At 70.1% G+C, this 19,833-nt stretch carries 21 protein-coding genes; 12 read left to right on the top strand and 9 right to left on the bottom strand.

The features are described 5' to 3' along the window. The 3 genes from ACRDPS_RS00435 to ACRDPS_RS00425 all read left to right on the top strand — a co-directional run. A partial coding sequence (locus tag ACRDPS_RS00435) for an AAA family ATPase (protein ID WP_431499642.1) occupies positions 1–711 on the top strand: 711 nt, incomplete at its 5' end. Next, positions 708–1,841 (top strand): vWA domain-containing protein, encoded by a 1,134-nt coding sequence (locus ACRDPS_RS00430; RefSeq protein WP_431499641.1) that lies wholly within the window; start codon positions 708–710, stop codon positions 1,839–1,841. The genes ACRDPS_RS00435 and ACRDPS_RS00430, both read left to right, overlap by 4 nt. Next, a complete protein-coding gene (locus ACRDPS_RS00425; RefSeq protein WP_431499640.1) occupies positions 1,834–2,964 on the top strand; it encodes an XdhC family protein in 1,131 nt (376 codons plus the stop codon). Before ACRDPS_RS00430 ends, ACRDPS_RS00425 begins: the two co-directional genes overlap by 8 nt. 27 nt (positions 2,965–2,991) lie before the next feature. Here the strand turns inward: ACRDPS_RS00425 and ACRDPS_RS00420 are convergent, their stop codons facing one another. After that, the gene (locus tag ACRDPS_RS00420) at positions 2,992–3,450 is read right to left on the bottom strand and encodes a GNAT family N-acetyltransferase (RefSeq protein ID WP_431499639.1); all 459 of its coding nucleotides are present in this window, start codon (positions 3,448–3,450) and stop codon (positions 2,992–2,994) included. Between the two features lie 129 nt (positions 3,451–3,579). Between ACRDPS_RS00420 and ACRDPS_RS00415 the strand changes: the two genes are divergently transcribed. The 7 genes from ACRDPS_RS00415 (at position 3,580) to ACRDPS_RS00385 (ending at position 12,355) form a co-directional block, all read left to right on the top strand. Next, entirely contained in the window at positions 3,580–4,803 is a 1,224-nt protein-coding gene (locus tag ACRDPS_RS00415; protein ID WP_431499638.1) for a transcriptional regulator, read from the top strand. A 129-nt stretch (positions 4,804–4,932) separates the two neighbouring features. Further along, positions 4,933–5,463 carry a (2Fe-2S)-binding protein gene (locus ACRDPS_RS00410; RefSeq protein WP_431499637.1) on the top strand — a complete coding sequence of 177 codons (531 nt, stop codon included), beginning with the start codon at positions 4,933–4,935 and terminating at the stop codon, positions 5,461–5,463. Next, positions 5,460–7,937 (top strand): xanthine dehydrogenase family protein molybdopterin-binding subunit, encoded by a 2,478-nt coding sequence (locus tag ACRDPS_RS00405; RefSeq protein ID WP_431499636.1) that lies wholly within the window; start codon positions 5,460–5,462, stop codon positions 7,935–7,937. The genes ACRDPS_RS00410 and ACRDPS_RS00405 overlap by 4 nt, the downstream gene beginning before the upstream one ends. Next, positions 7,934–8,791 carry an FAD binding domain-containing protein gene (locus ACRDPS_RS00400; RefSeq protein ID WP_431499635.1) on the top strand — a complete coding sequence of 286 codons (858 nt, stop codon included), beginning with the start codon at positions 7,934–7,936 and terminating at the stop codon, positions 8,789–8,791. The genes ACRDPS_RS00405 and ACRDPS_RS00400 overlap by 4 nt, the downstream gene beginning before the upstream one ends. A 165-nt stretch (positions 8,792–8,956) precedes the next feature. After that, a complete protein-coding gene (locus ACRDPS_RS00395; protein ID WP_431499634.1) occupies positions 8,957–9,622 on the top strand; it encodes an SRPBCC family protein in 666 nt (221 codons plus the stop codon). Between the two features lie 107 nt (positions 9,623–9,729). Further along, complete coding sequence (locus tag ACRDPS_RS00390; protein ID WP_431499633.1) at positions 9,730–11,223, top strand: flavin-containing monooxygenase; 1,494 nt, start codon at positions 9,730–9,732, stop codon at positions 11,221–11,223. 163 nt (positions 11,224–11,386) lie between these two features. Further along, on the top strand, positions 11,387–12,355 hold the full coding sequence (locus ACRDPS_RS00385) for an AraC family transcriptional regulator (RefSeq protein WP_431499632.1): 969 nt from the start codon (positions 11,387–11,389) through the stop codon (positions 12,353–12,355). A gap of 51 nt (positions 12,356–12,406) precedes the next feature. On the opposite strand, the gene ACRDPS_RS00380 is transcribed toward ACRDPS_RS00385, so the two are convergent. The 7 genes from ACRDPS_RS00380 to ACRDPS_RS00350 form a co-directional block, all read right to left on the bottom strand. After that, a complete protein-coding gene (locus ACRDPS_RS00380) occupies positions 12,407–13,156 on the bottom strand; it encodes a hypothetical protein (RefSeq protein WP_431499631.1) in 750 nt (249 codons plus the stop codon). After that, complete coding sequence (locus tag ACRDPS_RS00375) at positions 13,153–14,055, bottom strand: vWA domain-containing protein (protein ID WP_431499630.1); 903 nt, start codon at positions 14,053–14,055, stop codon at positions 13,153–13,155. Before ACRDPS_RS00375 ends, ACRDPS_RS00380 begins: the two co-directional genes overlap by 4 nt. Further along, a complete protein-coding gene (locus tag ACRDPS_RS00370; protein WP_431499629.1) occupies positions 14,052–15,131 on the bottom strand; it encodes a VWA domain-containing protein in 1,080 nt (359 codons plus the stop codon). The genes ACRDPS_RS00375 and ACRDPS_RS00370 overlap by 4 nt, the downstream gene beginning before the upstream one ends. Then, positions 15,122–15,634 (bottom strand): hypothetical protein, encoded by a 513-nt coding sequence (locus ACRDPS_RS00365; RefSeq protein WP_431499628.1) that lies wholly within the window; start codon positions 15,632–15,634, stop codon positions 15,122–15,124. Before ACRDPS_RS00365 ends, ACRDPS_RS00370 begins: the two co-directional genes overlap by 10 nt. After that, positions 15,621–16,508, bottom strand: a complete 888-nt coding sequence (locus tag ACRDPS_RS00360; RefSeq protein WP_431499627.1) for a DUF58 domain-containing protein — start codon at positions 16,506–16,508, stop codon at positions 15,621–15,623. The genes ACRDPS_RS00365 and ACRDPS_RS00360 overlap by 14 nt, the downstream gene beginning before the upstream one ends. Positions 16,509–16,519: 11 nt before the next feature. After that, a complete protein-coding gene (locus ACRDPS_RS00355) occupies positions 16,520–17,533 on the bottom strand; it encodes an AAA family ATPase (RefSeq protein WP_431499626.1) in 1,014 nt (337 codons plus the stop codon). Positions 17,534–17,617: 84 nt separating this feature from the next. Further along, positions 17,618–18,229, bottom strand: coding sequence for an alpha-ketoglutarate-dependent dioxygenase AlkB (locus ACRDPS_RS00350; RefSeq protein WP_431499625.1), 612 nt, complete (start codon positions 18,227–18,229; stop codon positions 17,618–17,620). Between the two features lie 158 nt (positions 18,230–18,387). On the opposite strand from ACRDPS_RS00350, the gene ACRDPS_RS00345 reads away from it, so the two are divergent. After that, on the top strand, positions 18,388–19,101 hold the full coding sequence (locus ACRDPS_RS00345; protein ID WP_431499624.1) for a GntR family transcriptional regulator: 714 nt from the start codon (positions 18,388–18,390) through the stop codon (positions 19,099–19,101). A 1-nt stretch (position 19,102) separates the two neighbouring features. Here ACRDPS_RS00345 and ACRDPS_RS00340 read toward each other — a convergent pair whose 3' ends face one another. Further along, positions 19,103–19,453 (bottom strand): hypothetical protein, encoded by a 351-nt coding sequence (locus ACRDPS_RS00340; RefSeq protein ID WP_431499623.1) that lies wholly within the window; start codon positions 19,451–19,453, stop codon positions 19,103–19,105. 77 nt (positions 19,454–19,530) lie between these two features. On the opposite strand from ACRDPS_RS00340, the gene ACRDPS_RS00335 reads away from it, so the two are divergent. Next, the gene (locus ACRDPS_RS00335; RefSeq protein ID WP_431499622.1) at positions 19,531–19,788 is read left to right on the top strand and encodes a DUF4031 domain-containing protein; all 258 of its coding nucleotides are present in this window, start codon (positions 19,531–19,533) and stop codon (positions 19,786–19,788) included. Positions 19,789–19,833: the final 45 nt, after the last annotated feature.

Genomic DNA, 19,833 nt, shown 5'->3' with positions numbered 1-19,833 from the left:
CTGCAGTGCTACGAGGGGATCGACGCCACCCAGGCGCTCTACGACTGGGACTTCGCGCGCCAGATCCTGCACCTGCGCGCCCTCGAGGCGGCCGGCGCCGTATCCGACGGTCGCTCCGCGCCGGGCGCCGCGGTGGAGGAGGCCGAGAAGTCGCTCTACGACGAGCGGTTCCTGCTGGCTCGTCCCGTGCTGGCCGCGCTGCGGCAGGCGCCGTCGGTGCTCCTCGTCGACGAGGTCGACCGGGCCGATGACGAGTTCGAGGCGTTCCTGCTGGAGGTGCTCTCCACCTACCGGGTGACGATCCCCGAGTTCGGGACGGTCGCCGCGGCCGTCCCGCCGGTCGTCGTGCTCACCTCCAACCGCACCCGCGAGCTCCACGACGCCCTCAAGCGCCGCTGCCTCTACCACTGGATCGACCATCCCGGGCTGGACCGCGAGGTCGAGATCGTACGCAGCCGAGCTCCCGAGGTCGCCGACGAGCTCGCGCGTCAGGTCGTCACCGTCGTCCAGCAGCTGCGCTCGACCGACGGAGCCGGCGCGCTGCTCAAGCCGCCCGGGGTCGCCGAGACCCTCGACTGGGCCCGGGCCCTGCACCATCTCGGGGCTGCCGAGATGGACCTGGAGAGCGCCGCTGCCACGCTCGGCGCGCTCGTCAAGCACCGTGAGGATGCCGATCGCGTCCGGGCCGCGCTGGATCGGCTGCTGTCTTGAGCAGCCGAGCCCGAGAGGCCGACCGGATTCTTCTCGGCTTCACCCGAGCCCTCCGCGCGGCCGGGGTGGCGGTGACCCAGGACCGCGCTCACGGCTTCCTGCAGGCCACCGCGATCGTCGGGGCCGGCGACCCGGTCGCGACCTACACGGCAGGACGCGCGACGCTGTGTGCCGGGCCGGACGACCTGCGCCGCTATGACCAGGTCTTCGAGGCCTGGTTCGGGTCGACGGCGAGGATGCCGGTGCCGCCGGTGTCGCTGCGTACGGTCGCGGCCATCTCCACGCTCCCCGAGACCGAGCCGCAGCCGGGGGAGGGCGAGGGTGAGGACGCCGGTGACGTCATCCGGGCCCAGGCGAGCGACGTCGAGACCCTGCGTCACCGCGACGTCGCCGATCTCAGCCCGGCCGAGCAGGAGCGGGTGGCCACCCTGATCGCACGGCTTCGCCCACGGACCCCGCGCCGGCGGACCCCGCGCCAGGACCCTTGGCGGCGAGGCCGCGTCGATGCCCACCGCACTCTGCGGGCGAGCCTGCAGCACCTCGGCGAACCGGCCGCGATCCACTACCGCAGGCGCGGTGAGCGCCCACGCCGAGTGGTGTGGCTGATCGACGTGTCTGGATCGATGAGCGCCTACGCCGATGTCCTGCTGCGGGTGGCGCACCGGGTCTCGACCAGCTCGACCTCCGGGAGCCGCGGCTCGACCACCGGGGGCGGGGTGTTCACGCTGGGCACGAGGCTCACCAACATCACCCGCGCGCTGCGTCACCGCGACCCCGACCGGGCGCTCGTCGCGGCCGGCGAGACGGTGCCCGACTGGTCGGGCGGCACCAGGCTCGGCGAGAACCTGCAGGCGTTCCTGCGACGACACCAGGGACTGGCCCGAGGCGCGGTGGTGGTCATCGCGAGCGACGGCTGGGAGCGCGGTGACCCCGCCCTCCTCCAGGAGCAGACGGCGAGGCTGCACCGCCTCGCCCATCGCACGGTCTGGGTCAACCCACACCGTGGCAAGGTTGGTTATGAACCACTGCAGCGAGGCATCGTCGCGGTGCTGCCGTACGTGGATGATTTCGTCGCCGGGCACTCCCTGGCGACGTACGAGGATCTGGTGGAGGTGATCGCTCGTGCGTGACGTGCTCGACGATCTGATGAAGTGGTGGGACTCCGGCGAGACCGTCGCCGTGGCCACCGTGGTCGCGACGTTCCAGTCCGCGCCCAGGCCGCCGGGAGCCTCGATGCTCGTCGGCCCCGACGAGAGTGCGGTCGGCTCGGTCTCGGGCGGTTGCGTCGAGGGCGCCGTCTATGAGGTCGCCCGCGAGGTCGCGGAGTCCGGCGTCCCGGAGCTCAACCGCTACGGCGTCTCCGACGACGACGCGTTCGCCGTCGGGCTGACCTGCGGCGGCATCCTCGACGTCTTCGTCGAGAAGGTGTCGAAGGAGACCTTCCCCGAGCTCGGCGAGCTCGCCGAGGACGTACGCAGCGGCAGTCCGGTCGCTCTCGCCACCGTCATCGAGCACCCCGACCCCGAGATCCTCGGGCGCCGCGTCCTCGTCCGCCCCGAAGCGGTCAAGGGCTCCCTGGGCAGCGCCCGGATGGACGACGCCGTCCACGACGACGCGCTGGGGCTCCTGGCTCACGGCACCAACCAGACGCTGTCCTACGGGATCGACGGGGAACGCCGCGGCGAAGGCATGCGGGTCTTCGTCTGGTCCTTCGCGCCCAAGCCCAGGATGCTCGTCTTCGGCGCGATCGACTTCGCCGCCGCGGTGGCTCGGGTCGGTGCCTTCCTCGGCTACCACGTCACGGTCTGCGACGCCCGTCCGGTCTTCGCCACCAGCTCCCGCTTCCCCTCGGCCGACGAGGTCGTCGTCGACTGGCCCCACCGCTACCTGGGCGCCGAGGTCGAGGCTGGCCGCATCGACCCGCGCACCGTGATCGCCGTCCTCACCCACGACCCGAAGTTCGACGTACCTCTCCTCGAGGTCGCCCTCCGCCTCCCCGACATCGCCTACGTCGGCGCGATGGGCTCGCGCCGCACCCACGACGACCGCCTCGCCCGCCTGCGCGAAGCCGGCCTCACCGACGAGGAGATCGCCCGCCTGAGCAGCCCGATCGGCCTCGACCTCGGCGCCCGTACGCCGGAGGAGACCGCCGTCTCGATCGCCGCCGAGATCATCGCCGGCCGCTGGGGCGGCTCCGGCGAGCGCCTGGCCACCACGAACGGCCGGATCCACCAGTCTGTCGATTTTCTCTAGGGACTACCGCTGGGGCATGAAGGCCGGCTAAAGCTCCCTCTCGTAGTAGAGCGCCCGCGGCCCGGAGCCGCGGCCCTCGTGGTTGTCGAAGCCGAACTTCTCGTACAGCGCCCGGGCGGAGGTGTCGTCCTCGCTCGTCCCCAGGTCCATGTACGTCACGCCCCGGGCCTTCGCCTCGTCGATGATCGCCTGCAGCAGGATCGTGCCGAGTCCCTGCCCGCGGCGGTCGGGCACGACGTACAGCTCGGCGAGATAGGCCTCGAGCTCGTTCTCGGTGGTCTGCAGGCGGAACCGGGTGATGCCGTGACCGAGCGCGGGGTCGCCGATCAGCATCACGGTGGTGTCCCCGCTCTCGACCAGGCGGCTCAGGTGCCGCGCCAGGTCGTCGGCAGGCGGTGCGGGGTAGTCGTACTCGGTGTTGAAGTCGACCTGCAGCCTGGCCGCGGCCTCGAGGTCGGTCCAGGTCGTGGCGGTGCGCGTGTCCATTCACCCACTGTCGCACCGACGCGCTGACCCCGTGCGGCCTTCAGTCGAGAGGAGTACCTCAGAGGGGATCGTGAGGCAGGTCACAGGGTGCTACCTTGGCAGAACCAGCCAGCTCCAAAGGGGGACCTGATGGTCCGTAGCGACCTGCAGGAACGCCGCCTCAACGCGGCGCGGGCGTGGACCGCGTTCGTCGAGGGCGGCGATGACGCCGAGGACTTCGTCAGGCCGGAGATCCTGACCAGCTGGGCGCGTTCGGCGACGTCGTTGAAGCCCGACGTACGTGAGGCCCCGCTGGCCGACGAGGACGAGACCCGCGAGATGTGGCGCAGCTCCCCGCTCCAGGTGGCCGTCGAGCGGGTCGAGGAGGAGCTGCGGTGCACCGCCGACGACGGCGACCTCGTCATCGCGATCACCGACCCGGACACGCGGGTGCTGTGGACGTACGGCGGCCGGGTGATGAGGAGGAAGGCCGAGTCGGTCAACTTCGTGCCCGCCGCCCGCTGGGACGACCAGTCGGCCGGCACCAACGCGCTCGACCTCGCCAACCGTACCGACGCACCTGCGATGGTCTTCGGCGCCGAGCACTATGCCGAGGCCGTGCACAACTGGGTCTGCTGGGCCGCGCCGCTCCACGACCCGACCACCGGCAAGCACCTCGGCGTCCTCGACCTCTCCACGACCTGGGACCGCACCCACCCGATCGGGCTGGCCACGGCCCGGGTGATGGCACGCCTCATCGAGGGCGCGCTGCCGCAGCGGCCGACGCCGCAGGGCGACGAGGCGCTCGCCCAGCCGGGGCTGGTGCTGACGCTCCTGGGCACCGCGGAGACCTGGCTCGACGGGCAGCGGCTGCTGCTCAACCGCCGCCAGACCGAGATCCTGGCCCTGCTCGCGCTCCACCCCGAAGGCCTCTCCCTGGAGCGGCTCCACGCGGCCGTCTACGGCGACCAGGCGGTCACCTTCTCGACGCTCAAGGCCGAGGTCTCCCACCTGCGCCACACGCTCGGTGGGCAGGTCGCCTCCCGCCCCTACCGCCTGCTGATGCCGGTCGTGACCGACGTCGAGCAGGTCCTCGCGCTGATCCGTCACGGCCGGGTGGCCGCTGCTGTCGAGGCGTACGGCGGCGATCTCCTGCCCGGCACCAACAGCCCGGCGCTGGCCGAGATGGCCGAGTACGTCGCGGTCGCGCTGCGTGAGGCCCTGATGGCCGACCCGCAGCCCGACGCGGTGCTGCGCTACAGCGAGCTGGCTCCGTACGACACGGAGGTCGTCGACAGCTGTCTGCGCCGACTGGGCGGGAGTGCCCATCCGGCGCTGCCGCTGTTGAAGGCTCGGTTGGCGGCTGGTCGGTAGCCCACCCCGGAGGTCGAGATTGTCGAGACCGTCCGGGTGCGGGGTCTCGACAAGTCGACCAACGACCATCCAACCCTGCGCGTCCTACTGTGATCTGGCCCACACAATGACGTCTGGCAGGGAGACAACATGGCCCGGATCAGCATGAACGTCGACGGTATGAAGGTCACCGACGACGTCGCACCACGAACACTGCTCGTGCAGTATCTGCGCGAGGGACTCGGCAAGACCGGCACGGTCATCGGTTGCGACACCAGCAACTGCGGCGCCTGCACGGTCCATCTCGACGGTGAGTCGGTGAAGTCGTGCAACGTGCTCGCGGTCCAGGCCGACGGGTGCGACGTGACCACGATCGAGGGGCTCGCCGACACGGTCGAGACCGGGGCCGACGGCGCCGGACTCCATCCCGTGCAGGAGGCTTTCCGGGAGTGCCACGGGCTGCAGTGCGGCTTCTGTACGCCGGGCATGATCATGCAGTCCGTCGACCTGCTCAAGCGCAATCCCCAGCCCAGCGAGGACGAGATCCGCGAGGGCATCGAAGGCAACCTGTGCCGCTGCACGGGCTACCACAACATCGTCCGCGCGGTGCAGTACGCCAGCGGGCACCTTGCCACCGCCGCCGGCCCGCGCGGTGCGACCGAGGAGGTGGACGCACTGTGACCGCTGTAGAGGCACGTCCGGACAAGACCAACGAGATCGGCCGCGATCGTCGTCGCAAGGAGGACGCGCGCCTGATCACCGGCCGGACCCGCTGGACCGACAACATCAACCTGCCCGGGATGCTGCACCTGGCGATGGTGCGCAGCCCCTTCGCCCACGCCCGGATCACCGGCATCGACACCAGCGGAGCGGAGAGCTCCGAGGGTGTCGTGACGGTGCTGGCCGCCAAGGACTTCGACGAGAGCCTCGGCGTCTGCATCAACGCCTGGCCGATCACGCCCGACCAGAAGGCCCCGGCCCACCCGCCGGTCGCCGTCGACCGGGTCACCTTCGCCGGCGAGATCGTCGCCGTCGTCGCGGCCCGCTCGGCCGCGGCCGCACGCGATGCCGCCGAGCTGGTCGAGGTCGACTACGAGGAGCTCCCCGCGGTCGTCTCCCTCGAGGAGGCGGTCAAGGACGAGGTGCTCGCCCACCCCGACCTGGGCACGAACAAGTCCGCCCTGTGGGTCTTCGACAGCGCCCAGGCAGGCACCGGTGGCAACGTCGACGAGGCGATCACCTCCGCCAAGAGCGACGGCATCGTCATCGAGCGCACCTACCGCCAGCAGCGCCTGATCCCGGCCTTCATGGAGCCCCGCAGCGTCGTGTGCGACCCGACCGGTGAGCAGATCACGGTGTGGAGCGCCACCCAGATCCCGCACATCCTGCGGTTCGCGTTCGCCGCGACCACCGGGGTGCCCGAGTCGAAGATCCGGGTGATCGCCCCCGACGTCGGCGGCGGGTTCGGCGGAAAGCTCCAGCAGACGCCCGAGGAGATGGTCGTCTTCGCGCTGGCCCGCAGGCTCGGCAAGCCGGTCAAGTACACCGAGACCCGCTCCGAGTCGCTGGTGGCGGCCCACCACGGTCGCGACCAGATCCAGAAGCTGACCCTCTCGGCCACCAAGGACGGCCAGGTGACCGGGCTCAAGGTCGAGCTGGACGCCAACCTGGGGGCGTACGTCGCCCTCGTCGGCGGCGGGGTTCCGGTGCTCGGCGCGTTCATGTTCAACGCGATCTACAAGTTCCCGGCCTACCAGTTCAACTGCCAGACGGTGCTCACCAACACCACCTGGACCGACGCCTACCGCGGCGCGGGACGGCCGGAGGCGACGTACGCCATCGAGCGGCTGATGGACGAGCTGGCCGCCGAGGTCGGGGTCGACCCGCTCGAGATCCGGGAGAAGAACTGGATCAAGCACGAGGAGTTCCCGTTCACGACCGTCGCGGGCCTGACCTACGACTCCGGCGACTACGAGTCCGCGACCGCCAGAGCGAAGGAGATGTTCGGCTACGACGAGCTCCGTCGCGAGCAGGCCGAGCGGCGGGCCATCAACGACCCGGTCCAGCTCGGCATCGGCGTCTCGACCTTCACCGAGATGTGCGGCCTGGCTCCGTCACGGGTGCTGGGGAGCCTCGACTACGGGGCCGGTGGCTGGGAGCACGCCCAGGTGCGGCTCACCCCGACCGGCAAGGTCGAGGTGATCACCGGCGCGAGTGCGCACGGTCAGGGGCACGAGACCGCGTTCAGCCAGATCGTGGCGGACCGGCTCGGCGTACCTTTCGAGGACGTCGAGGTGCTCCACGGCGACACCCAGATCGCGGCCAAGGGCTATGACACCTACGGGTCCAGGTCGCTGGTCGTGGGTGGTGAGGCGCTCGTGCGGGCCGCCGACAAGGTGCTCGAGAAGGCGAAGCCGATCGCGGCCCACCTGCTCGAGGCCAGCGTCGACGACCTGGAGTTCACCGGCGGCAAGTGGGCGGTCAAGGGCACCGACCAGGGCCTGGCCATCGCAGAGCTCGCCACGGCGGTCTTCGCGGCGCACAACCTGCCCGACGGGGTCGAGGCCAACCTCGACTCCGAGGCGACCTTCGACCCGGAGAACTTCAACTTCCCGCACGGCACCCACCTGTGCGCGATGGAGGTCGACACCGAGACCGGGCAGGTGAAGATGCGGAAGTACGTCTGCTGCGACGACATCGGCAACATCATCAACCCGCTCATCGTCGCAGGTCAGGTGCACGGTGGACTGGTCCAGGGCATCGCCCAGGCGCTGTGGGAGGACGCGGTCTACGACGACGCCGGGACCCTGGTCTCGGGCTCGTTCGTGGACTACCTGCTGCCGACAGCGGCCGACACGATCAGCTTCGAGATCGACCACACCACCTCGCCCTCGACCACCAACACGCTCGGCACCAAGGGCGTCGGCGAGGCCGGCACGATCGCCTCCACCCCGGCGGTGGTCAACGCCGTCGTCGACGCCGTCCGTCCGCTCGGGATCAACGACATCGAGATGCCGTGCACGCCCGAACGGGTCTGGCGGGCGATCAACGAGGGCTCGTCCGGTGGCAAGACCACCGGTGCGGCCGCAGCACACTTCGATCCGTCGACGGGCATGTCCGGGAACGTCGACCGCACAGAAGGAGACGTCCAGTGATTCCCGCATCGTTCGACTACGTCGCCCCGACCACGGTCGAGGAGGCGCTCGCCGCGCTCGCCCAGTATGGCGACGAGGCCAAGGTGATCGCCGGCGGCCAGAGCCTGCTGCCGGTGATGAGGATGCGTCTCAACGCCCCGGAGTGGGTCATCGACCTCGGTCGCATCGCTTCGCTCCGCGGCGTACGCGACGAGGGTGACTCGATCCTCGTCGGCGCGATGACGCGCCACTGTGACGTCGCGGCCGATCCTCTGGTGGCCGAGCACGCGGCTCTGGTCGCGCGTGCCACGGCTACGGTCGCCGACGAGCAGGTACGCCACCGGGGCACGTTCGGTGGCGCGCTTGCCCACGCCGACCCGGCGGGCGATCTCGGCGCCCCAGCTCTTGCCCTGGACGCCGAGTTCGTCATCGCCGGGCCGGCCGGGGAGCGGGTGGTCCCGGGCGCGGAGTTCTTCCAGGGCCTCTTCGAGACGGCGGTCTCCGAGGACGAGCTGCTCACCGGCGTACGCCTGCCCAAGCACACCGGATGGACGGCGCACTACGAGAAGTTCGTCCGGGTCGCCCACCAGTGGCCGATCTGCGCGGTCGGCGCGACCCTCCGGGTCTCCGGCGGCGTGATCGAGGGCGCGGCGATCGGCCTGACCAACATGGGTGCGACCCCGTTGCGTGCGGCCGGCGTCGAAGCCGCCCTCGTCGGGCAGCAGGCGACCGAGGAGGTCGTACGCAGCGCCGCGGCCCTGGCCGCGGACGGTGCCGAGCCGCCCTCCGACCTCAACGGTGACGCCGACTACCGGCGTCACCTGGTCACGGTGCTGACCCGGCGGGCGATCACGAAGGCGCTCGGTCGTGTTTGAGAACTCGGCGCCGAGCGCCGCGTCGTCCAGCGCGTCGTCTCGCAAGGCGCCGCGTCGAACGAATACCGGGCGTCTTTGGAGACGCGGCAACGCCGCGAGAGGGCGTGGTGGGCGGCGCGGAGCCGGCGCCTCCGGGTTCTCGAACACGACCGTGGGGGCTGAGGCGTGGACCTGACGCACCAGTTCACCGTTCCCACCTCGGTCGAGGAGACCTGGGACAGCTTCTTGGACATCGGCTCGATGGCCGAGTGCTTCCCGGGAGCCCAGGTCACCTCGGCCGAGGGGGACAGCTTCACCGGCACCGTGAAGGTCAAGCTCGGCCCGATCGCCATGGTCTACGCCGGCTCCGGCACCTTCGTCGAGAAGGACGAGGGTGCCCGCCGGCTGGTCGTGGAGGCCAAGGGTCGTGACAAGCGCGGCAACGGCACCGCCGGTGCCAACGCGACCTTGACGATGGCCCCGGAGGGCACCGGCACGAAGGTCGAGATCGTCACCGATCTCGCCGTCACCGGCAAGCCCGCCCAGTTCGGCCGCGGGGTCATGCAGGACGTCTCCGACAAGCTCCTCGGTCAGTTCGTCGCGTGCCTGGAGCAGAAGTCGGCTCCGGAGGTCGAGCCTGTCGAGCCCCCCGAGAAGGAGACGTCCGCCCCGAGCGAGGTCTCGACAGGCTCGACCACCGTGGGCGGCTCGACAAGCTCGACCTCCGGGGAAGCTCTCGACCTCGGCGCGACGGTCGTGCCGGTGCTGATCAAGAACTACGGCAAGAAGATCGCCATCGGCGTCGCCGTGGTCGCCGCGGTGGTCATCGTCTACAAGCTCCTGCGCGGCTGAACCCGTCGCGCAAACCGGATACCACCCGCGCAACGTGGATAGCGAGGGCGGTCCGACCTCTCTAGCGTTTCCATCACGCAGACCCCGCTGCGAGAGGAAACAGAAAATTGAAGATCGCGGTCATCGGTGCCGGGTTCGCAGGCGTTGCCTCGGCGAAGGTGCTCACCGAGCTCGGTCACGACATCACCGTCTTCGAGAAGGCGCCTGATGTCGGTGGCGTGTGGAGTCGCACGCGTCGCTACCCGGGCCTGACGACGCAGAACAACAAGGACTCCTACACGCTCTCGGACCTGAGGATGCCCAAGGCGTTCCCCGAGTGGCTCAGTGGCGAGCAGGTGCAGACCTACCTCGAGATGTACGTCGAGAAGTTCGAGCTCGCCCCGATGATCAGACTCTCCACCGAGGTGAGGAGTGCCCAGCCGGCTGGAGGGGGCGGCTGGGACATCACTTCACGCGACAGCACCTCGGGCGCTGGGGGCGAAGCGGCTGATCACTTTGACCACCTGGTGGTGGCCAGCGGCGTCTTCTCTGAGCCGTTCGCCCCTGCGTACGACGGGGTCGACGAGCTCGAGGCCGCCGGCGGCCAGGTCCTCGCCGCGAGCCAGCTGCACGACCTGGAGTCCGTCAAGGGCAAGGACGTCGTGATCGTCGGCTACGGGAAGTCGGCCTGTGACGTCGCCGTCGAGATCGCCAAGGAGGCGGCCTCGACCACCGTCGTCGCGCGGCAGCTGCTGTGGAAGATGCCCCGCAAGATCAAGGGCGTCCTCAACTACAAGATGCTGCTGCTGACCCGCCTGGGGGAGGGGCTGTTCCCCTATCAGAGCATCCGCGGGGCCGAGAAGATGCTACACGCCGGCGGCTCGAAGATCGCCGGGTCGATGGTCGGCAGCGTCGAGTCGGTCACCACCGGCCAGCTCAAGCTGAAGAAGCTCGGGCTGCTGCCCAAGGGGCAGTTCACCGACATCGCCCGCGCGACGGTCTCGCTGGCGACCGAGGGCTTCTTCGAGGGCGTCGAGGCCGGCGACATCGCCATCGAGCGCGACACCGAGATCGCCGCCTTCGTGGTCAAGGACGGCAAGGCGTACGCAGAGCTCGCCAACGGCCGGGCGCTGCCGGCCGACGTCGTGGTGACCGCGACCGGGTTCAAGCAGGAGCTGCCGTTCTTCTCCGAGGAGATCCAGGGCCAGCTCACCGACGACAACGGTGACTACCAGCTCTTCCGGCAGATCATGCCGCTGAACGTGCACGACCTGACCTTCGCCGGCTACAACTCCTCGTTCTTCTCGCCGCTCTCGGCCGAGATGAGCGCCGTCTGGATCGGCTCCTACCTGGCCGGCGGACACGACCTCCCGCCGGCTCCGGAGATGGAGTCGCACGTAGCCGAGCGGCTCGCCTGGATGCGTGAGCGCACCGACGGCCGCCACGCCCGAGGCACCAACGTGATCCCGTTCTCGATGCACAACATCGACGAGGTGCTCGACGACGTCGGCCTAGACGTCAGCCGGCCGACCAGAGCCCTGCAGTGGTTGCTGCCGATCAACCCGAAGGCGTACGCCTCGATCACCCCCAGGCTCGTCCAGAAGGTGGCGACGAGGGGATAGCTCCGGCGAGATGCCGGCAAATATGGGTGGGGTCGGCATCTCGTCCGGGGGCTGGTGTGCCGCACCCTGGGACCTTTGACGGTGATTGGGCCGAGTTCGCGTCCGCGCGGCGTCGGCGCCACTACGCTGTTCGGTCCGTCGAGCCTCGCTCCAGGAGCCACCATTGCCCCGTCCCCTACTGGGCCGTCACACCGTCATCGCCACCACCGACGTCGACCAGGCCCGAGAAGCCGTCGCGGAGCGGTTCTGCGCGCACTATCTGGCTCTGACCAAGGCGGGGTCGCAGCTCGACATGGTGCACAACGCGGCGCCTCTGGGCGAGGACGTGATGCTCAACTACATGCGCTACGGCGACGAGGTTCGGATCACGCCGGGCACCTTCGACGACTTCTACCTGATCCAGCTCCCGCTCGCCGGCTCCGCCAAGGTCAAGGTGGGCGAGCAGGTCGTCCTCGCCGACCGCACCCGCGCCTCGATCGGGTCGCCGACCGAGGCGGTCGACATGCTCTGGTCCGACGGCTGCGAGAAGCTGCAGGTCTACATCCGCCGCAGTGCTGTCGAGGAGGCCGCGGCCGGCCTGGGCTCGTCCGGCCCGGTCGTCTTCGATCCCACCCTCGACCTGGGACGTCCCGAGGTGCGCGACTGGCTGAAGATGGTGCGGCTGGCCTACGACAACGTCGAGGCCGGCGGCACGCTGATGAGCTCACCGCTGGTGGCCGCTCCCTACGAGCAGGCGCTGATCGGGGGACTGCTCACGGTGCAGGCCAACACGTCCCTGCAGATCGCCTCCGAGAGCGGCTCGTCCGGTATCTCCCGGGCCGTACGCATGGCCGTCGACCTGCTCGAGGCTCGGCCCGACCACCCGTGGAAGGTCGCCGAGCTCGCCACAGCGGTGGGCGTCTCGACCCGCACGTTGCAGGAGGCGTTCCAACGCGACCTGGACACCACCCCGCTGGAGTACTGGCGGCGTACGCGGCTGGAGCGTGCCCACGCCGACCTGCTCGCCGCGGACGCGAGCGCGACCTCGGTCACCGCGGTCGCCGCCCAGTGGGGCTTCTTCCACCTCGGGCGCTTCTCCCAGGCGTACCGGGCGCAGTTCCAGGAGCTTCCGTCCCAGACGCTCATGCGCTGACGGTCGTCGAGCTCACCACTGAGACTCACCACTGGGACTCACCACTGAGCCTCACCACTGGGGTTCGTCGCTGAACCCGCCGTAGTCGTCGAGGTCCGCGTCGTCGCGCCGGTAGTCCTCACCGTCGCCGTTGCGCTTGTCGAGCTTGTCCTCCTTCTCGTCCTGGCTCTGCGGCTTCTCGGGAGGTGGCTCCTGGTTGCTCTGGGGCGGACGCTGCTTCGGGGTCAGCTTGTCCTCGAGCCGCTCCTGGACGGACTCGCCCTGCTGGGACTGCTCCTCGCCCTGACCGGCCTTGGTGGGGCAGTCGCCGTCCTTCAGCGTGGCCAGCGCCTCCTCGTAGGCGGCCTTCGCTCCCGCCTGGTCGCCGGCGTCCCGTGCCCGGTCGCCGATCGCCTCCTGGGTCAGCGACATGTTGATGCGTACGGTGCACTCGTGCTCCTGCGGCACGCGCTCCAGCGCCTCGCCGAAGTAGGCCACCGCCCGGGCGTTCTCACCGAGGAGGTACGCAGCGTTGCCGGCGTCGAAGTGGGCGATCCACGGCTGCAGGAAGTTGAAGTCGCGGTTGGCGGCGTAGTGCTCCATCGCGGTCGCCGCGTCGCGTTCGTCCCACGCTTCGCGGCCGCCACGGTCGTGGTGGCCCATCACCATCACCTTGAGCAGGAAGGCGAGCCCGATGAGGACAGGCACGATCCCGGCCACCAGCAGCACGCGACGCACCTGCTCGCGCGCGCTCGGGACCGGGCTCGTCGGCACGGCCGGCCCGGCGGCGCCATCGAGAGGCTCCTTGTCGGTCAGGGTCACGAGAGCACCTCCTCGGCCTCGTGTCCGCGGCGACGGTGGCCCCACAGCTCCCACAGCAGCAACGCCAGCAGGGGAAACCCGAAGATCCAGGCGCGCGAGACCTTGCCGCCGACCGAGGTCTCCTCGGTGAGCATCTTGGAGTCCCAGGTCGCAGCCTCGGTGGCGATCTCGCCGGTGTCCTTCGTGGTGCGGTGCAGCGTCTCCAGGCCCATCTGGGAGGCGATGTCGCGCAGGTTGGCCAGGTCGATCCGGGAGCGGGCGTCCTGGCCCTCGCCGTCCTTGAGGTAGCCGTCCTGAGGGCGCTCGTCGTCCCACGGCATCCGGCCGCCCTGCTCCGTGCCGTAGCCGAGCACCAGCCCGCCCGCCGAGAGGTCGTCGATCTCGGAGAACGACTGCTGGTCGAACCCTTCGCGGGTGTTCTCGCCGTCGGAGGCGAACACGACGATCCGGCGCCTCTCGGGATAACGCTCCTGGTCGCGTTCGAGAGCCTCGATGGCCTCCTCGCGCGGGGCGTCGACCGTCGAGCCGGACCCGTCGAAGGCCCGTTCGGCGTACATCCCGTCGACCCAGGCCTCGAAGGCTGTGGTGTCGTAGGTGAACGGCATCTCCGTGCGTACGACCTCCCCGCCGAACGTGATCGCGCCGAACCGCACCGACGGCAGAGCGGACGAGAGTGCCTTGAGGTCCTTCTTGAGCTGCGTCATCCGGGCCACGCCACCGGGCCCGTCCTCGGCGACCATCGACCGGGTCCGGTCGACCACCACGAGGACATCGAGGTCGGCCGTACGCATCTCCGAGGGCGCCGCGCCCCAGCTCGGGCGCACCAGGACGACGACCGTGAGCAGCACGATCAGCACGCGGCGTACGAGAGTGAGGATCTGCCAGGCCAGAGCGCTCATCGGACGCGCTCCTTGTCGGGTGCGGGACCGTACGCCGGTGGCCGGCCGGCGCCCGGCGGCTGGGTCCAAGTGCGCGGGGACAGCCTGCCGGCGCGCGCCAGGGCGTAGACCCAGCCGGCGATCAGCATGAGGACGCCTACGACGATCGTGGCGATCGGCCAGCCCGGAGCGTCCCGGACCTGATACTTGGGCGGCTCGACGACCTCGTCGGCGGAGAGCTTGTCGATGCCGGTCAGGATCGACTCGATCGAGCCGTCGTCGCCGAGCAGGGAGAAGGTGCCGCCGGTGTCGGTCACCGCCTTCTCGAAGGTCGCGCGCTTGTCCTCCTGGAAGCTCAGATCGGAGGAGCCGATGCCGAAGAGCTGGACGTCGCGCTCCTTGGCGAACTCGGTGGCATCCGGCAGCGAGTAGACCGGCGGGCCGCCCTGAGGGTCGTTGTCGGAGGCGACGATGACCGCCCGCCCGCGCTCGGAGTTGGACATGTCGAAGCGCTTGACGCAGGAGACGATGCCGTCGCTGATCAGCGAGGCGCGCTCCTTGCCGAGATAGGTGCCGGCGACGTACTCCTGGTCGCCGAGCGCGAACGCCCGGCCGGCCCGTCCCAGCTCGTCCTGCACCCAGCCGTAGTCGTCGGTGAGCGGGAACACGGTGACCGCGGCATCGCTCCACAGCACCAGGCTGACCCGCTCGCCGTCGAGGCCGTCGACGAGCTGGGAGTAGGCCTGGGTGACCTGGGTGTCCTCGTCGAACATCGAGGTCGAGGCGTCCAGGCAGAGCACGATGTCGCGGGTGGAGTAGCGGTTCTGGGTGACGTCGGTCGCCTGCGGCCGGGCGATCAGCCAGATGCAGCCGATGGCCGCGAGCGCGACGCCCGCGGTCTGCCACCAGGAGAGCCACCGCTGCTGGCTCGCGAGCTCGCGGAAGCGGGGGAGCCGCCGCAGGCGCTCGGTGTGCGCGACCAGGACGGCATCGACCGGGCGACGATGCACGCGCGCCGCCCAGATGACGATCGCCGTGACGGCGACGATCGTGACGACGAGCACGATCGCGGCGAGAACGGGCCACTTCAGGTCCATGTGGTCACCACCTGACGTGCCCGGCCGAGCGCCTCGGGGAAGCGGTCCGCGGCCCGGCCCTCCTCGTCGGAGGCGAAAGCGGGTGGGTACATCACCTCGACGGCCATCGCCAGCGGCCGGGTGCGCGGGTCACTGAGCACGGTCGCCTTCAGGTCGGCGAGGACCATCTTGTCGGCCGGGACCTGGCTGACGGCGGCGACGTAGTCCCGCACCGTACGGCTCAGGTGCTGGTGACCGACCCGTGCCGGGAGGTCGCCGCGGTGCACCGCCCGCTCGATCCGGTCGATCTCGGCCAGATGCTCGGCACGTACGTCGCGGGGCTCGGGCACCCAGGGCGTCTCGACCTCGACGACCGGCCTGGGCTTGCGGGTCAGCAGGATGACCGCGAGGTAGTAGAGCGCCACCGCGGCGAGCAGCGCGAGCGCGAGCACCAGCCACCAGCCGGAGTGCGCCATCGGCTGCTGAAACTCCTCAGGGATCGAAGGACCCTCAGCGCCGCGCATGACGGTGCCTCTCCAGCAGGTGGAAGATCGCGCCGATGGCGGAGGCGTCGTCGTGGACCCGCTGATAGGCGATGCCCAGGCGGTCCAGGGTGCCGCGCAGCCCGTGCTCCTCGGCGGCGGCCAGCTCTGCGTACTGCGCCTGGAGGACGGCGTCGCCGCTGAGCCACCCCGGCAGGGCGGCGGTGGTGTCGACGTCGACCGTCGGCCCGCTGCCGGCCACGGCGGCGGTCGGGTCGAGGTCGTCGATGCCGGCGACCAGCACCTCGTGCTGCACGGTGAGGCGACGCAGGACGGCGGCCATCTCCTCGCTCACCTCGTGCTCGTCGGTGACGACGAGCAGGATCGCCCGGCGGCGTACGTTGGTGGCGATGTGGCGCAGGACCGCGACGATGTCCGCCTCGGCGGCATCGGGGGTGATGACGTCGTGGGCCAGCCCCAGCGCACGCTCGAGCGCGATCTCGGTGTCGGCGGGCTTGGTGAGCTTCTGGGTGCTCGAGTCGCCGTAGGCGACCGCGACCTTGTCCCCGTGGCGTACGCCCAGCCAGCCGACCAGACCCGCGGTGAAGATCGCCAGGTCGCGCTTGGTCGTGGTGCCGGTCGCCTGGGCGGCCATGCTTCGACCCGTGGAGATCGCCAGCAGCACCAGGTGCTGCCGCTCGGCGGCGAACCGCTTGACCAGCAGGGTCCGCGACCGGGCCGTGGCCTTCCAGTCGATGTCCTTCACGTCGTCGCCGGGGACATACCCGCGCAGGTCGTGGAAGTCCATGCTCCTTCCCGTCTGCAGCGAGGCGTACTCGCCGTCGAGCAGGCCCACGACCTTGCGGTGGGCATGGATCATCAACCGCGTGCGGATCCGGGGAAGGTACGTCGCCATGATGGTGCCCGTCAGGGGCTCGGGACCGCGCGGACCAGCGCGTCGACCAGCATCTCGGGCTGGACCTTCTCGGCCAACGCCTCGAAGCTGAGGTGAAGACGGTGGCGCAGGATGCTGTGCCGCAGTTCGCGCACGTCCTCGGGGGTGACGTAGGAGCGACCGAGGAGCAGCGCCGCCGCGCGGGATGCCTGCAGGAACGCGATCGAGGCTCGCGGGGACGCTCCGATCTCGACGTAGGAGCCCATCTGCGGGCCGAGCAGCTTGTCGGCGTTGCGGGTGGCCTGGACGAGAGCGACGATGTAGCGCTTGATCGCCGGGTCCACGTAGACGCGCTTGGCCAGGTCCTGGAGCCAGATCACGTCCTCGGGGGAGGCCACCGGCGCGGTGTCCTCGTGGTCGGGGCCGAGCGTGCCGGCCTCGATCCGCTCGAGGACGACGAGCTCCTCGCCGTCGCTGGGGTAGTTGACGATCTCCTTGAGCAGGAACCGGTCCATCTGGGCATGGGGGAGGACGTAGGTGCCCTCCTCCTCGATCGGGTTCTGCGTCGCGAGCACCATGAACGGCCGCGGCAGCGGGTGGATGTGGCCCGCGATCGACGTCTGGCGCTCCTGCATCGCCTCGAGCATCGCGCTCTGGGTCTTGGCGGAGCTGCGGTTGATCTCGTCGAGCAGCACGAAGTTGGCGTGCACCGGGCCGAGCTGGGTCTCGAACTCGTGGTTGCGCTGGTCGTAGACCTGGGTGCCGATGATGTCGCTCGGCAGCAGGTCGGGGGTGCACTGGATCCTGGAGAACTGTGCCTTGACCGTCTGGGACAGCGTGGACGCGGCCAGCGTCTTCGCCAGCCCGGGGACACTCTCGAGGAGGACGTGACCCTCGGAGAGAAGGGCGATGAGCAGGGCCGTACGCAGCCTCTCCTGTCCGACCACGCGGCTGCTGAAGGCGGTGCTGATCCGCCCGACGATCTCCTTCGCCCGGGCGAGGTCCTCGGCGGTCGGCGGGGCGAGGGGTGATGCGGTCGTGGTCAAGGCGGCTCCAGAGGCGTCGGCTGTCGGTCCCATCCTTTCCTACCAGCGTACGGAACGCATCTGGGGCCCTGCCCGCGCGACCTCTCAGAAGACGTTGCGGGGGCGGAACTGGACCGAGATCCTGGGGCCGGCCGAGGAGACCTTGGGGATGGCGTGCTCCCAGGTGCGCTGGCAGGAGCCGCCCATGACGACGAGGTCGCCGTGGCCCATCTCGATGCTCATCCCCTTCCCGCCGCCGTGGGGCCGCAGCGCCAGGCGTCGCGGGTCGCCGACGGAGACGATCGCGACCATCGTGTCGTTGGTGCGGCCGCGGCCGATCTTGTCGCCGTGCCAAGCCACCGAGTCGTTGCCGTTGCGGTAGTAGCAGCAGCCGGCGGTCACGAACGGCTCGCCCAGCTCGGGCAGGTAGTGGGCGGTGAGCCGCCCGCGGGCCTCGGCCAGGCGCGGGTGGGGGAGCGGGTCACCCTGCAGATAGGTGTGCATGAGCCGAGGCACGTCGACGACGCGGTCATACATCTGGCGCTGCTCCTCGCGCCACGGGACGTCGCTGACCAGCGCCTCGAAGACGTCGTCGGGCTCGGGTAGCCAGCCGCGGGCGACGTCCACCCAGGCCCCGCGGTCGAGGTGGATCCGCTCGTAGGGCGCCTCGGTGGCCTCGTCGTCGGTGGGTGCGAAGAGTGTTCCCTGGAAGTCCACCCCTGCAGCGTACTCCTGATCGAACACTTGTTCTAGTGAATTCGCTGGTTAGGGTTTCGTTGCAGCTGAACTGCCTCATCTCGTTGCAATGTCACAACTTGACCAAACCTGAGTGATACCCGGGACGTACGTGAGATGGACACCTACGCTCTGCTTTCATGGTGCGGTCGGTCCCGGGTGAGCGTTCGCTCAAGCACGTCCAGATCCGGGAGTACGTCCGTGAGCTGGTCGCCGGAGAGAACCCAGGCGCCTCCGCGCCCTCCGAGCGGCAGCTGGTGCAGAAGTTCAGCGTCGCCCGGGCGACGGTGCGGCAGGCGCTCGACGCCCTCGTCGCCGACGGGCTGCTGGTACGGATCCCTGGGCGAGGCACCTTCGTGGCCCGCCCGCCGCGCGCGCTGAGCCCGGTGCTCGGCTTCAGCGAGGAGATGGCCCGCCGGGGCATGCAGGCCTCCTCCGAGACGCTGCTGCTCGGTCGCGAGAAGGCCGGGCCCACCATCGCCCGTGCGCTGGGTGTGGGCCAAGGGACGCCCGTCATCCACTGGCGCCGGCTGCGACGTGGCGACGGGGTGCCGATCTGCATCGAGGACGTCTACCTGGACGAGTCGATCGTGCCGGACCTCCTCGACAGATCCACGCCGTCGAGTCTCTACGCCGAACTGGCCCGGCGCGAGCTGCGGCCGTCGTGGGTCGATGACACCTTCCGGGCCGATGTGGCCAACATCGAGGAGGCCACGCTGCTCGGCCTCTCGGTCGGTGTGCCGGTCCTACGCCGGCAGCGGAAGTCGGTTGCCCGGGACCGCTACGTCGAGGTGTGCCGCTCGGTCTACCGCGCCGACCGTTACGCACTGCACCTGCAGCTCGGGCCGTCCTGAGTCAGAGGTCGCCGAGCGGGGCGACGACGTCGCCGCTCTCCTCGCAGACCCAGATCGGGTCCGGGCCGCCCAGGTCGGGCGTGATGTGGAGCGAGTGCACCGGGACCTCCGGTGGGCACGAGGCGCACACCGGCCAGCGTGCGGATGCCTCGCCGTCGAAGAGCAGGTCCTGCACGTCCTGGGCGACCAGCCCGGCCACGTACGCCTTGCCCTCCGGCCACTGTTCGACCCACCAGCCGCGCTCGGTCATGGCATCCTCGAGCGCGGACACGGCGGCTGCGCCGGCGAGTCCGCGGGCGTCCAGGTCATGGAGCACCCTCGCCCGAGCATCGAACAGCACTGTCGTGTTCATCGAGGCCCATTCTTGCCGACGGGTCAAGCCCCGCGGTAGCGGTGCGCGGGTAAGGCTGTGCAAGGTAAGAAGGCATCGTGATTCTCATCGACCCGCCCAACGTCCCCAGCCGCGGCCGGATGTGGTCGCACCTGGCCAGCGACACCTCCTACGAGGAGCTGCACGCTTTCGCGGGCCGGCTCGGGATCCCGTCGCGTGGCTTCGACCGTGATCACTACGACGTCCCGGCCGAGGTGTACGACGACATGGTCGCCGCGGGAGCCGTCGCCGTCTCTTCACGTGACCTCGTCGCCGCCCTGCTCGCCGCCGGTCTCCGCCGCCGCAAACCCCGCTAGCCAGCCGAGGCGTCAGGTGTGCAGGCCGAGAAGTCACTTGTGCAG

It is taken from the genome of Nocardioides sp. (genome assembly GCF_050699375.1).
Classification (GTDB): domain Bacteria; phylum Actinomycetota; class Actinomycetes; order Propionibacteriales; family Nocardioidaceae; genus Nocardioides.
Note: the sequence above shows the minus strand (reverse complement) of the source record. Positions and strands in the feature narration are given on the sequence as shown.

Coding starts and splice junctions, on each gene's coding strand:
- ACRDPS_RS00345 (WP_431499624.1), top strand. CDS start 18,388: ATGGTGCGGTCGGTCCCGGGTGAGCGTTCGCTCAAGCACGTCCAGATC.
- ACRDPS_RS00415 (WP_431499638.1), top strand. CDS start 3,580: ATGGTCCGTAGCGACCTGCAGGAACGCCGCCTCAACGCGGCGCGGGCG.
- ACRDPS_RS00365 (WP_431499628.1), bottom strand. CDS start 15,634: ATGCGCGGCGCTGAGGGTCCTTCGATCCCTGAGGAGTTTCAGCAGCCG.
- ACRDPS_RS00375 (WP_431499630.1), bottom strand. CDS start 14,055: ATGAGCGCTCTGGCCTGGCAGATCCTCACTCTCGTACGCCGCGTGCTG.
- ACRDPS_RS00370 (WP_431499629.1), bottom strand. CDS start 15,131: ATGGACCTGAAGTGGCCCGTTCTCGCCGCGATCGTGCTCGTCGTCACG.
- ACRDPS_RS00340 (WP_431499623.1), bottom strand. CDS start 19,453: ATGAACACGACAGTGCTGTTCGATGCTCGGGCGAGGGTGCTCCATGAC.
- ACRDPS_RS00360 (WP_431499627.1), bottom strand. CDS start 16,508: ATGGCGACGTACCTTCCCCGGATCCGCACGCGGTTGATGATCCATGCC.
- ACRDPS_RS00420 (WP_431499639.1), bottom strand. CDS start 3,450: ATGGACACGCGCACCGCCACGACCTGGACCGACCTCGAGGCCGCGGCC.
- ACRDPS_RS00410 (WP_431499637.1), top strand. CDS start 4,933: ATGGCCCGGATCAGCATGAACGTCGACGGTATGAAGGTCACCGACGAC.